Annotated in this window: 10 protein-coding genes and 2 riboswitches; of the genes, 5 read left to right on the top strand and 5 right to left on the bottom strand. The window is 36.5% G+C overall.

What is annotated here, in order from left to right:
- Positions 1–21: 21 nt before the first annotated feature.
- Entirely contained in the window at positions 22–1,416 is a 1,395-nt protein-coding gene (locus G6Q10_RS07825) for a glycoside hydrolase family 1 protein (protein ID WP_163654835.1), read from the bottom strand.
- 116 nt (positions 1,417–1,532) lie between these two features.
- A riboswitch (purine riboswitch) is annotated at positions 1,533–1,634 on the top strand.
- Between the two features lie 155 nt (positions 1,635–1,789).
- Here G6Q10_RS07825 and G6Q10_RS07830 point away from each other — a divergent pair.
- The 4 genes from G6Q10_RS07830 to G6Q10_RS07845 all read left to right on the top strand — a co-directional run bounded on the left by G6Q10_RS07830 (position 1,790) and on the right by G6Q10_RS07845 (position 6,603).
- A complete protein-coding gene (locus tag G6Q10_RS07830; protein ID WP_163654837.1) occupies positions 1,790–3,085 on the top strand; it encodes an NCS2 family permease in 1,296 nt (431 codons plus the stop codon).
- Between the two features lie 378 nt (positions 3,086–3,463).
- A complete protein-coding gene (gene gdhA, locus G6Q10_RS07835; RefSeq protein ID WP_163654839.1) occupies positions 3,464–4,825 on the top strand; it encodes an NADP-specific glutamate dehydrogenase in 1,362 nt (453 codons plus the stop codon).
- 66 nt (positions 4,826–4,891) lie between these two features.
- Positions 4,892–5,935 carry a lactonase family protein gene (locus G6Q10_RS07840; RefSeq protein WP_163654841.1) on the top strand — a complete coding sequence of 348 codons (1,044 nt, stop codon included), beginning with the start codon at positions 4,892–4,894 and terminating at the stop codon, positions 5,933–5,935.
- 158 nt (positions 5,936–6,093) lie between these two features.
- Positions 6,094–6,603, top strand: coding sequence for a DinB family protein (locus G6Q10_RS07845; protein ID WP_163654843.1), 510 nt, complete (start codon positions 6,094–6,096; stop codon positions 6,601–6,603).
- Between the two features lie 238 nt (positions 6,604–6,841).
- Here the strand turns inward: G6Q10_RS07845 and G6Q10_RS07850 are convergent, their stop codons facing one another.
- On the bottom strand, positions 6,842–8,317 hold the full coding sequence (locus G6Q10_RS07850; RefSeq protein ID WP_163654845.1) for a peptide MFS transporter: 1,476 nt from the start codon (positions 8,315–8,317) through the stop codon (positions 6,842–6,844).
- Between the two features lie 91 nt (positions 8,318–8,408).
- Entirely contained in the window at positions 8,409–10,673 is a 2,265-nt protein-coding gene (helD, locus tag G6Q10_RS07855) for an RNA polymerase recycling motor HelD (protein WP_163654847.1), read from the bottom strand.
- Between the two features lie 231 nt (positions 10,674–10,904).
- Between helD and cbpA the strand changes: the two genes are divergently transcribed.
- Positions 10,905–11,543, top strand: coding sequence for a cyclic di-AMP binding protein CbpA (gene cbpA, locus G6Q10_RS07860; RefSeq protein ID WP_163654849.1), 639 nt, complete (start codon positions 10,905–10,907; stop codon positions 11,541–11,543).
- A gap of 65 nt (positions 11,544–11,608) precedes the next feature.
- On the opposite strand, the gene G6Q10_RS07865 is transcribed toward cbpA, so the two are convergent.
- Positions 11,609–12,106, bottom strand: coding sequence for a GNAT family N-acetyltransferase (locus tag G6Q10_RS07865; RefSeq protein WP_163654851.1), 498 nt, complete (start codon positions 12,104–12,106; stop codon positions 11,609–11,611).
- A 253-nt stretch (positions 12,107–12,359) separates the two neighbouring features.
- Positions 12,360–12,887, bottom strand: coding sequence for an HdeD family acid-resistance protein (locus G6Q10_RS07870; protein WP_163654853.1), 528 nt, complete (start codon positions 12,885–12,887; stop codon positions 12,360–12,362).
- Between the two features lie 131 nt (positions 12,888–13,018).
- Positions 13,019–13,122, top strand: a riboswitch (SAM riboswitch).
- The last annotated feature ends 50 nt before the right edge of the window (positions 13,123–13,172 follow it).

Genomic DNA, 13,172 nt, shown 5'->3' on the forward strand with positions numbered 1-13,172 from the left:
CCTCAGTCATTTTTCACTTTTTTAATCGATACAAAAACCATTATTCTGTGCCAAATCTTTATACCAGTAACCAGAAGATTTAATGATTCGCTTATAATGATTTGCTAAGTCTACCTCTACCAAGCCATAACGATTTTTATAAGCATTCGCCCAGCTCCAACAATCGATAAATGTCCATAAATGATAACCGTGACAATTAGCCCCCTCTAAGATCGCTTTATTTAACCACTTCAAATGTTCTTTCATAAAATTAATTCGGTAAGAATCATCAATGAATCCTTCTTCATTCCGATAACGATCTTCACCTTCCACACCCATTCCATTTTCAGAAATATAAAAAGGCAGATTATGATAATTATCACGTAAATTAATACAAATATCATACATTGCTTTTTCATAAATTTCCCAACCACGGTAGCGATTCATTTTGCGATTTGGCATTGCATAATTGTCAAAAAGATGTTCTGGCATAAATGGTGCTTCTGGATTTGGTAGGTTTTCTTTTGCTTTTACACGCCGCGGTTGATAATAATTAACACCTAAAAAATCAATTTTATTTTGGCGAATGATTTCTAAATCATTTAGCTGATATTCTGGTAAAAAATCATGCTCCCGTATAATTTCCACGAGATCAGCTGGAAATTCTCCTTTTGTTACTGGATCTAAAAAACTCCGATTGAAAAATAAATCAGCAATATGCGCTGCTTTTACATCAGCTGGATTCTGACTCCGAGGGTAAGAAGGCGTTAAATTTAAGACGATTCCAATTTGACCATCTAACGCTAATTCATGATATCTTTCCACAGCCCTAGCATGCGCAAGTGTTGTCCCAAAGGCTACTTGTACTGCACGTTTGAAATCAACAACATTTGGATAATGCATGTCATATAAATAACCAGCTTCAACGGGCACAATTGGCTCGTTAAAAGTAAACCAATACTTCACGCGATCACCAAATAATTTGAAACAAGTTTCAGCAAACAAAACGTATGCATTTACCACTTCACGTGACTCAAAACCTCCTTTTTCCTGCATAGAAAGCGGCATATCAAAGTGGTACAAAGTAATAAATGGTTCAATTCCGTTTGCAATTAGTTCATCAATAACATGATTATAAAAGGTTACCGCTTTAGGATTTACTTCGCCAACACCATCTGGAATTAAGCGAGTCCACTGAATAGATGTCCGAAATGAATTATGACCCAGTTGCTTCATTAAAGCGATGTCCTCTTTATATTGATAATAAAAATTCGACGTGTTTTCTGGACCGACTTGGTCAAAAAAGCGTTCTGGTTCAATATTATACCAATGATCCCAAATGCTTGGTTTCCGTCCATCGACAGCTGCTGCTCCCTCCATTTGCGGACCACTTGCTGCACTACCCCAGAAAAAATTTTGTGGAAAAACATACTTCATTTGTTCAGCCTCCAAATCCATTAGTTTTTTATAGTATAACTTATTTTTTAAAAAGTATAAATCAATATATTAAAAGTATATACTTTTAAATAAACGCTTGCATAAAGCTAATTTTTGAACTACAATCATTATATTGTCGTATAAGTCTGGAAATAGGGTTCAGACGTTTCTATCTGGCAACCGTAAATTGCCTGGCTACGAGCGAAACCAATAAACAAGAAAACTTTAAAAGCAATCGTTGCCGCTATTAAAAAACATAGCGTAAGTCTACGATCCATCGAGTGAACATTTGTCGCCGATTGTTTTAAAGTTCTTCTTTTTGCGTAAGCTCACCCAATCTGTGCGACTACACTTATCAGGGAGGCTTTTTTTCATGGATAAATTTTTTAAACTTATGGAAAACAAAACATCTGTCAAAACTGAGGTTTTAGCTGGTCTTACTACTTTTTTGTCAATGGCTTATGTTCTTTTTGTGAATCCAACAATGCTTCATACAACAGGAATGCCACTTAAAACGGTCTTTGTGGCAACTGTCCTTGCAGCTGTAGTTGGGTCTCTTTTGATGGGGCTCATCGCCAACTACCCCATTGGACTTGCACCTGGCATGGGGTTAAATGCTTTTTTTGCTTATACGGTTTGCGCACAATGGGGTATTCCTTGGCAAACGGCATTATCAGGTGTCCTTGTTTCTGGGATCGTCTTTATCTGCCTAACGATCTCTGGAATTCGTGAAAAAGTCATCAATGCCATTCCCGCTGAATTAAAATATGCTGTTGGAGCCGGAATTGGCTTTTTTATCGCTTTTTTAGGGATGAAAAATGCGGGAATTATTGTAAGCAACCCATCAACAATTGTTGCACTTGGCAACCTGCATTCTGGTCCAGTTCTTTTAGCTGTATTTGGCATTGGTATCACAATCATTTACATGACTTTAAATCTCAAAGGAGCCATTTTTTTCGGCATGGCAACAACAGCCATTATCGGAATGATTTGTGGTCAAATTGATATGCCAAGTAAAATTGTTTCAGCGATTCCAAGTGTTACACCAACGTTTGGTCAAGCCTTCATTCACCTTCCAGAAATTTTCACACCACAAATGCTCATTGTCATCTTGACCTTCTTCTTTATTGACTTTTTTGACACAGCCGGAACACTTGTAGCTGTTGCTAATCAAGCTGGTTTTGTAAAAGATAACAAAGTTCCACGCGCGGGACGATCATTATTCTCTGATTCTGCAGCAACTGTTGTTGGCTCGATTTTTGGGACGTCTACAACGACGTCTTATGTTGAATCTACTGCTGGCGTAGCAGTGGGTGGACGAACTGGTTTAACAGCGATTGTTGTCGCCATTTGTTTTTCTTTATCCCTCTTTTTCTCACCCCTTCTTGGCGTCATCACTAGTGCGGTTACAACACCAGCGCTTGTTATCGTAGGAATTTTAATGATTGGAAACGTGGCACATATTGATTGGACTAAGTTTGAAATTGCTGTTCCTGCCTTTTTTGTTATTTTGATGATGGTTCTTACCTTTTCAATTGCAACGGGTATCGCAATCGGTTTTATTTTTTATCCGATTACAATGTTCTTAAAAGGACGCTATAAAGAAGTCCATCCCATCATGTATGTTATGATGTTACTTTTCACTTTATACTTTATTTTTGTTGTTTAATTTTATTTATGACAAAAATGTCACTTTAGAAAAAGAATTTGTAAGCTTATTAGCAGGAAAAATTCTTTTCCTTCACGTATACTTTATTTATCGGAGAAAGTTACCCTAGCAAAAGATAACTTTGTGAAATTTCTCTGAGACAAAATGTTTCAACAAACAACTTCCTCATTGTTTCCCTTCGTTCCTTTCGTTTTGTCTCGAGAAGTACACACTCCTAAAAACCCATTTTTCACAACGTAGTCCCCCTACGTTGTGTTTTTATGTCTTTTCTTTTCTGAAAATTCAAAATTATTATCTGTATAATTTGCATTTCCACAAATCAGTGTGTAAACTTAATAATAAATACAATGAATTTCGCAGATAAAGGAGCGAGTAAATATGACCATTTCAAAACAAGCTGCTGCCGAAAAATACACAAAGCGCATTTTTGAAAGCATAAAAGAACGGGATCCTGCTGAAGTTGAATTTCATCAAGCAGTAGAAGAATTCTTGACTACCATTACACCTGCACTAATAAAAGATTCTAAATTTGAGCAGAACGCTATTTTAGAACGCTTAACAGAACCCGAACGTTTAGTTTCTTTTCGTATCCCGTGGGTAGATGATCATGGAAAAGTTCAAGTAAATCGCGGCTTTCGTGTCCAATTTAATAGTGCTATTGGTCCTTACAAAGGCGGCTTGCGTTTTCATCCAACCGTAAATAGTAGTATTGTGAAATTTTTAGGTTTTGAACAAATTTTTAAAAATGCTTTAACTGGGCTTCCAATTGGTGGTGGTAAAGGGGGTTCAAATTTTGACCCTAAAGGAAAGTCAGATGAAGAAGTTATGCGCTTTGCCCAAAGCTTCATGACTGAGCTCGCCAAACATATTGGCCCAAACACGGATATTCCCGCTGGTGATGTTGGTGTTGGCCCACGTGAAATTGGCTTTCTTTTTGGTCAGTATAAGCGAATGACAGGAGCTTTTCATGCCGGATCTTTAACCGGTAAAGGCCTTGGTTATGGAGGTAGCCTGGCTAGAACTGAAGCAACAGGATATGGCGTGGTCTATTTTACAACTGAAATGCTAAAAGATTACGATATGAAGATCAAAGACCAAAAAGTGGTTGTTTCTGGATCAGGTAATGTAGCCATTTATGCCATGGAAAAAGCCATTCATCTTGGTGCAACGGTTATTGGTTGCAGCGATTCAAGTGGTTATATTTATGATCCAGACGGTATCGATGTAGATACTGTGAAGCAAATAAAAGAGGTGGAAAGAAAACGAATTAGTGAATATCCTAAGCATCATAAAAACGCCACGTTTACAGCAAATAAAAGCGTATTCGAGCTTAAATGTGATATCGCTTTACCTTGCGCCACACAAAATGAAATCGATGAAAAAATCGCTAAATTATTAATAAAAAATGGTGTAAAAGCAGTAGCTGAAGGTGCAAATATGCCCTCAACACTAGAAGCGATTAAAACATTTCAAGATAACCACATCCCATTTGCCCCGTCAAAAGCAGCAAATGCTGGTGGTGTAGCTGTTTCAGCACTTGAAATGGCACAAAACAGTGCACGGCTTTCCTGGCACTTTGAAGAAGTCGACCATGAACTACAAAAAATCATGCGCAATATTCATACACGCACAAGCGTTATCGCGAAAGAATATGGTGAAGAAGGTAACCTCATTGTTGGGGCAAATATTGCTGGATTCCTAAAAGTCGCTGATGCCATGATTGCACAAGGTGTGATTTAAACAAAGGAATAGTGGGTAAATATCCTTACAAGCTTATTTATCCACTAAAAAGGAGGAAGAATTTTAATGCAAACAAATACTGTAACTGCTTATATTGGTACATATACAAAATCTGAAAGTGAAGGAATTTACCGCTTAGTTGTCGACAAAAATACGGGTGAAATCGTTCAAAGTGAACTCGCTGGAAAAATGAGCAATCCCACCTATTTAAAAATTACAACGGACGGAAATTATCTATATTCCGTAGCTAAAGATGGTGAAAAAGGCGGTATCGCAGCATTTAAACTCCTTGAAGATGGTACACTTGATTTATTGAATAAAAAAGTGAAGCCGGGAAATCCTCCATGCTATGTTGATGCTTCTGATGACGGTAGTGTTGTTGTTTCTGCTAATTATCACCTAGGCCAAATTATAAGCTATCAGACAAAAAGTGGTGCATTAACAGACTCTGTGAGCGAAATTCAACACATCGGAAAAAGCGTCCACGAGCGTCAAGAAAAGCCACACGCGCATTTTGCTGGTTTTTCACCCGACCAAAAATTTGTCATAACTTGTGATTTGGGAACAGATCACGTAACAACTTACCGTGAAGCGGATGCTTCTTTAAAAGAAACCAGCAGCTTAAAAGTAACGCCAGGTAGTGGGCCACGTAACCTAGTATTTCATCCAAATGGGCAATATGTATATATTATGACAGAGCTTACTTCTGAAGTAATCGTTTGTGAATACGATGCTGCCAGTGGCCAATTGAATATGATTCAAACAATCCCTACTTTACCAACTAATTTTACCAAAGCCTATAAAGGAAGTGCGATTCATATTTCAACTGACGGAAGATTTCTCTATATTTCAAATCGTGGACAAGATGCGATTGTAAGTTTTACCATAAATGAAACAGATGGAACACTAACACTTAACGAAACCGTTTCTGTTGAGGGAGATGGACCACGCGACTTTGATCTTGATCCAAGTGGTGAAATTCTGATTGCTGCTAACGAAAATTCAAATAATATCACCGTATTTAAAGTAGAGAAACAAACTGGAACATTAAAGCTTTTACAAAAAAACATCAAAGTGCCTGAACCTGTTTGTGTAAAATTTATGAAGTAAACACTTCACTCCTTTTCAAAATAACGTTCCTGTCATCGAGATCTCTAATAAATTCGATGACAGGAACGTCTCTATTTTTGTGTAAATAAACGTTGAAGTGGGTATATTAACAATAGTTTAGCGATAGGAATGAATGTTTACGCAAAGGAGGTTTTATAATGAAATTCACACAATTATCAATTGATACTTTAGCACGGGCTAAAGAACGTTTTGAAGAGTCCTTAAATCAAATGAGCGTAGCTGAAAGCAATACAATGCCTGCTCCGTTAATTAAATCCGTCACTTGGTTAATTTGGCACACGGCACGAGAGCTTGATTATCAAATTTCTGATTTAAACAAGAGTCAACCACTGTGGTTAAGCCAAGGATGGAAAGAAAAATTTGGATTGGATTTACCTGATGATACGGAGGATTGGCATCATACTCCTCAAGAAGCAGCTAAAGTGATTGTTTCAGATAAAGCAATCTTGCTAGATTATTTAAACGCCAGTATCGACTTTACAACGTCTTTTTTAAATACACTTGAGGAAGAAAGCCTTGATGAAATTATTGATGCAAATTGGGATCCCGTCGTTACGCGTGCAACTCGTATTGTATCCATCATTGATGATGCTGTAATGCACTCTGGTCAGGCGGTTTATACAAGAAGGTTAGTGATTAATAAGTAATCTATAGGAAGGAAAGGTCGACTGATTTATGGTACAAATTAGCCGAACTTTCCTTCTTTCTTTTTATCGTTATATAAATTAACCCTATTAAACCCGTTACAAAGAGAAGGTATGATCGAAAGAAAATTAAACACGCCAATAAGGTTCAGAGACTTTTACAAAATGGATATTCACCGTGGCTAATAGTGTTTTGACCCCAAAAAGTTAGTCTTTTTATAGCATGGATTTTTCCACTTACTTAACGAACGCCCTTCATTTGTTTTTTCAAAATCGGTGAAATAATAAAAAGGAAAATAGCAAAAATAATCGCAACAAAGCCTGTTATTCCAAAATAGACAATCTCCGTTTTTGCATTGAAAAATTGCGTTGCTTGTGCATTAAACGCTTGCGCCATTGCATCTGATAAAAACCAAAGACTCATTGTTTGGGACGAAAAAGCAGCCGGTGCGAGTTTTGTTGTTGCCGATAAGCCAACTGGTGAAATACACATTTCGCCAATGATACAAATTAGAAAGCTTGCAACAAGCCAAAGTGGGCTAACAAGCGTACTCGTATTTCCATGAATGATTCCAGGTAACATCATGATCACAAAACTCAGTCCAGCAAAAAATAAGCCATAAGCAAATTTTCGGGGGATCGAAGGTTGTCTTTCACCAAGCTTTGTCCAAATCCAAGCAAATACTGGCGACAAAATAATAATAAAGACCGGATTAAGTGACTGGAAATTAGCCGGATTAAGTTTCCACCCAAAGAAGTCTAAATTCGTTCTTTCAGCTGCAAAAATAGCGAGTGTAGTCGAGCCCTGCTCTTCAATCATCCAAAACAAGACCGCAATCAAAAAAAGAGGAATATAAGCATATAACCGCGCATGTTCTTCTGCGGTTGTTTTTTTGCTCGTCAACATAATAATAAAATAAGCAAGCGGAACAAGAACACCCAAAATAGTAATCGCTAAAATAACCGTCTTTAAGCTAAAATTCCCTGTAATCAAGCCTAAAGTCCCAAACAATAGAGCTAAAGCAACAATCACACTAATCCCGTAAGTAACGATCTTCGTTGTCTCTTCTTTTTTAAGTGGATTTGGAACTTGCTTCCCTGCATCTTTTAAGTAAAGACGGCCTGTAATTAAATAAACAATCAGTCCAATTGCCATCCCAATCCCTGCCATCAAAAAGCCAGCATGATAATTATTTGCTACACCTTGAACACCAGAAACAATGAAAGGCGCAACAAAGGCTCCTAAATTAATCCCCATATAAAAAATACTAAAACCAGCATCACGGCGATTATCATTTTTGTCATACAAATCGCCAACAACATTGGATACGTTAGGTTTTAAAAAGCCTGTCCCTAAAATAATTAGTGCCATCGAAACAAACAAAGCGCCTGCTCCTAAAGGAAGCGCTAAAACAATGTGCCCACACATAATTAACACGCCGCCATAAAAAATAGTTCGCCGAGCTCCCATGATTCGATCCGCTGCAAACCCACCAATAACGCCCGACATGAATACAAGTGAACCATAAATCGACATAACCGCAGTAGATGTGGATTGACTAAAACCTAGCCCTCCATCTGTAACACGTGTGTACATATAATAAATTAAAATCGCTCGCATCCCATAGTAAGAGAAACGCTCCCAAAACTCTGTAAAAAACAAGGTTGCTAGCCCACGTGGATGTCCAAAAAAGGTCTTCCCTTTTTCTGCATTCATTCATTTTTACCCTCTTTCTTTTATTTTTCCTTCCCCACTTTAATGACAATAATCATTATACTCCTTATAAAATCCCTATACCAGCAAAAAATTATTCTTGAATCGGTAATAAACGCGATGGCTTGCCTTCACTTATAATAAAAAGTTGGTGCATTGCTCGCGAACAAATCGTATAAAGAAGCGTTCGTTCTTCTTCCAAATGATAATTTTCATCGGAAGCATCTAACACAATGACTCCATCAAATTCCAATCCTTTTGCTAAATAGGAAGGAATGATCATAATCCCATCGATTAGTTTTTGATTATCTAAATGAATCAGGCGCACCTCCATTTGCTGATATAAGGAAAGATAACAATGCTCGCAGCTTTCCTTATTTTTACCAATAATCGCTACCATCCCATATTTTTCTTGCATCGCCTTTGCTTGCTTCACAATTTTATCCATCATTTCTAAATAACTTTTTGCTTCAACAATTTGTGGCAATTCACCATGTCGTTCAAAAGGTATAATCTGATTTTCATCTTGAATAATATCTCTTGTAAATTGCGTAATCTCATATGTTGAACGATAACTTTTCTTCAGTTCGATTTGCCGCGCACGTGAAGGATCAAATAAATGAAGAATTTCATCGATGAGTGACCTTTCAGTTTGCTTTGTTTTAAAGATCGCTTGATTCAAATCCCCCAATAATGTAAAATGGCTACTTGGGAAAATAGATCTTAAATACGCAATTTGTGCAGGTGTATAATCTTGAATCTCATCAATAAACACAAACTTCATCGCTCGCATGGTCTCTTTACCAGTTAGTTGATCTTCTAGCTCCAAAAAGAAAACAACATCTTCCAATGCGATTTGATTCGCATTCAGCCGCACCATCAATTGTTTTCTTTCAGCTTCCCATTCCTCTAAACGAATATTAAAATCCTTTAAATCAAGTAATTGTGGCACTTTTTTTATAAATTGAACGTATTGTTGTTTAAGGTGAAAATAATCGTGCTGCTTAATTTGTTCATGGGTATTTTTAAATTTTAAGCGAACCAGTTTCTTGGCTAAATAGTCTTCCTCCTCTTCAAAACTGCTAAACTCTAAATGTGTTGGCACTAAGGCATGATAATTTTCTTCACTAAGCAATTCAATTTCATCCTTAATCCAGTCTTTTTTAGCTTCTTGATTCATGATGACATAAAGCCGTTCTCGCAATTTTTTACTGGTTTCTTGAAGCTTCTCTATTCGCTTAAAATAAGCAGGAAATGAAGCATAGATCGCTTGAATTTCTTGTTTTGAAATGATTATTTTCCCACGAAATTTAATATTCTTAAATTGAATTAAATCCCCAAGTTCTGCTGCATAACGCTTCACTAATTGGTAAAAAACAAGGGACTCTTTTAAAGCTAAAATATTTTTATATTGCTTTTTTTCACGTGCTTCAAACTGTTCAAATAGACTTTTCATTTCCATGCGCTTTAGTCTAACACTAGCAAAATCGTGAAAAGTTGTCTGTACCATATTTTTTTCACCAAGTTCAGGCAGTACATTGGCAATATAATGGTTAAACAAGCGATTAGGCGAAAAAATCATCATTTGCGTTTCATCCAGTCCTTCACGAAAACGATAAAGCAAATAAGCAATCCGCTGTAAAATAGCTGATGTTTTCCCACTTCCTGCAGCACCCTGGACAAACAATAAATCACTTGTTGTATCACGAATAATTTGATTTTGTTCCCGTTGAATCGTAGAAACAATGCTTTTCATTTGTGCACTTGAACCCTCACCAAGCACTTCTTGTAACATTTCATCCCCGATCGCTTCGGTTGTATCAAACATCCTCTGAATGACAGCCTTTTTAATGGTATATTGCCGCTTAAGCTTAACATCCACCTTCAATTTTCCTTCAGGCGTATTATAAACTGCTTCACCCATCCCTCCATCATAATAAATACTAGCAATTGGTGCACGCCAATCATATACAAGGAAATGATCCTCTTCATCTAAAAAAGAAGAAATCCCAATATAAAGCGATTCTGTTTTTTCATCTTTTTCAGCAACATCAATGCGCGCAAAATAAGGCGAGCTTTTCATTTTTTTAAACGCGCGAATTTGTTTTTCAGAATGTTGATAATTCCGCTCACGTTCTCGCAAAAAATGTTCTTGCTGACGGATGCTGGCATTGGTTTCCGATACATCATCAAGCTCATTCAAATTAACACGAACATCTTCCCAAAAATTAGTACGAATATGACTTGCTTCTTGTCTGACTTTTTCAATCAAATGGATCAATTCATTTTCTCGTTTATTAATTTGTTGGATTGTATAATCAACACGCGCCTGTTCTTTTTGCCATTCGCTATCTTTCATAAAAAAACCCTCCATTTATCACTTGACAAAAATCAATCTTTTATGTATAATTGAAATGAGATAGAATTAAATAATTATACATAAAAGATGACATCCATTTACTATAACATGTTTATTGCAATTAAGCAACCACGTACTTCGCTTTTGTGAAGTGCTTTTTTATTGTCGCTGTACTATCCACATGCTTTAAGCTAAAATAGGTATAAATAAGAAATGAATGGAGTGACTGTCATGTTAATCAAAAATCTTTGTATTCCAAAAATCAAGTTAACCACTGTTTCGAAAACGGCCACACTAAAAGAAGCTATTGATTTATTGGAAAAATCAGGATACCGCTGTGTCCCCGTTCTTGATGAGACCGGAGAAAAATTTCTCGGTAATATTTACAAGATGCACATTTATCGACATGCAGCTAATGGCGGTAGCCTAATGGAACCTGTCACCTCATTACTAAAAAATAAAACAAAACACATCAACGTTAATTCTTCATTCTTTGAAGTTTTTTTTACAATTAAGGAATTACCTTTTATCACCGTTTTAAATGAAAATGGTACTTTCTATGGCATTTTAACGCATGGAAAATTACTCGGCCTATTAGAAGATGCTTGGAATGTTAGTACAACAAGTTATGTTTTGACTGTTGCAACTGGCGAGGTTCCTGGTGCGCTTACCAAAATCACAAAAATTATTGATCGCTATACTTCGATCTCAAACTTAATCACTTTAGATAATCAAACTGATGATTTTATTCGCCGTGTTCTTATCTCCTTACCTCTTGATACAACGGCTAACACAAAAGATATCATCGTTCAACGCTTAAATAAAAAAGGCTTTCGAGTGGTCGAAGTAGAGCAAGTGAAAAAAGAATAAAAGGATAGCCTTGTCAGTGGATAACCTTTTTAATAAGAAAGGCTATCCACTAATCATATGGCTAATTATTGATTCCAATTTCTTTTTAATAGCCCCATAAAGTAACTATCCCGGTACTCGCCTTTCATATAAAACTGTTCAATCATTGTCCCTTCGATTTGAAAACCTAGTTTTTGATAAATATGAATGGCTCCTTTATTTTCAATATCCACATATAGATAAATTTTATGCAAATTAAGTATTTGAAAAGCATAATTTATCCCTTGCTCCATTGCTTTTTGCGCCAAACCTTTTCCTTGATAATCTTCTTTAATAATCACTTGAATTTCACAATTACGATGAATGTAATTAATTTCAACCAGTTCAATCACTCCAGCAAAGCTTTTGTTTTCAATAATAACAAAACGGCGCTCTGATTCATCATAAATGTGTTTTAGATATAAGCTTTTGAGCTCACTTAAAGATTCATAGGGCTCTTCAAACCAATAAGCCATAATATGCAATCGATTGTTTAATTTATGAATATCAAGCAAATCATCTTCTTCCAGTGCACGAATATACATTCTTTGTCCTCACTTTCTTTTCGTATTATTACTAGCTTATGCTTTTCCACTCAGATGATCAACAAAAAGGAGTTTGGGCATGCACAAACTAAATCGACGGCAAGCGTTCGCATTTAAAAAGTTTGCCAGATTTCCGGTTCTCACGTACAATCGTACGCTCCGATTCTAGCAAACTTTTTAAATAAAAACGCTTTCTATCGATTTGTCGTGTTCGAACTGTAGCACCTACGCTATATTTTTTAAACAAGTCCTACTATTTCATTTTACTTGTAAAGAAAAAGGTGGCAATTGCGCCAAGACCTTCTATAACGAAAAACAGACCAACAATAATAGCAATGCCAATCGCACTGACAAGCGGATTGATCATTGCAATAATTCCTAGAATGATTCCTAAAATCCCAACGACTAGTAGAAAACCCCAGCCACTAGCTTGATAATCTCTAGCACTAAATGCGCCAACTGTACGCATAATGCCAGTAAAGAGAATCCAGATTGTAAATATTAGAACAAGCGTTGCCGCACCGACAACCTGGTTTGATAAAAGAAAGATACCTAATAGCAACGATAAAATCCCGTTAGCTAATACCCATCCTGAAACATGTTGGCTACTTCGATCAGAAAAATATGTAACCGTCTGAAAAACACCTGATATTAAAAGGATCGTAGCAATAAAAACGTTAAGTGCAAGTAAAGATGCTACTGGGTTCCACATTAGCCAAAAACCAAGGCCAACCATCAAAATCCCCATAATTAATATTAAAATTCTCGTCAAGTTCTTCACCTTAAAACCCTTCCTTTCCTTCTGTCTATGCTATTTAAATACCCTTTACTCGCCCTTTTAAAACGCTAAATGTAGGATAAGTGATTGACAATTATATCAATTCAACGTATTATAAATGTAATTTAATCGTTTTCTTATCAAGAAAGGTGGAGGGACTGGCCCGATGAAGCCTTAGCAACCGAAATTTATTTCACGGTGCTAATTCCAGCAGAAATTTTTTCTGAAAAGATAAGTTGGTACAATTCTATGCTGCAAAATTTGTCCCTTCTGGTATCTTTCCAGAGG

Source organism: Listeria sp. PSOL-1, from assembly GCF_902806445.1.
Taxonomy (GTDB): domain Bacteria; phylum Bacillota; class Bacilli; order Lactobacillales; family Listeriaceae; genus Listeria.

Bases quoted from the DNA above. Each gene is read 5' to 3' on its own strand.
- helD (WP_163654847.1), bottom strand. From the start codon at position 10,673: ATGAAAGATAGCGAATGGCAAAAAGAACAGGCGCGTGTTGATTATACA.
- G6Q10_RS07865 (WP_163654851.1), bottom strand. From the start codon at position 12,106: ATGTATATTCGTGCACTGGAAGAAGATGATTTGCTTGATATTCATAAA.
- G6Q10_RS07850 (WP_163654845.1), bottom strand. From the start codon at position 8,317: ATGAATGCAGAAAAAGGGAAGACCTTTTTTGGACATCCACGTGGGCTA.
- cbpA (WP_163654849.1), top strand. From the start codon at position 10,905: ATGTTAATCAAAAATCTTTGTATTCCAAAAATCAAGTTAACCACTGTT.
- G6Q10_RS07830 (WP_163654837.1), top strand. From the start codon at position 1,790: ATGGATAAATTTTTTAAACTTATGGAAAACAAAACATCTGTCAAAACT.
- G6Q10_RS07825 (WP_163654835.1), bottom strand. From the start codon at position 1,416: ATGAAGTATGTTTTTCCACAAAATTTTTTCTGGGGTAGTGCAGCAAGT.
- G6Q10_RS07840 (WP_163654841.1), top strand. From the start codon at position 4,892: ATGCAAACAAATACTGTAACTGCTTATATTGGTACATATACAAAATCT.
- G6Q10_RS07845 (WP_163654843.1), top strand. From the start codon at position 6,094: ATGAAATTCACACAATTATCAATTGATACTTTAGCACGGGCTAAAGAA.
- gdhA (WP_163654839.1), top strand. From the start codon at position 3,464: ATGACCATTTCAAAACAAGCTGCTGCCGAAAAATACACAAAGCGCATT.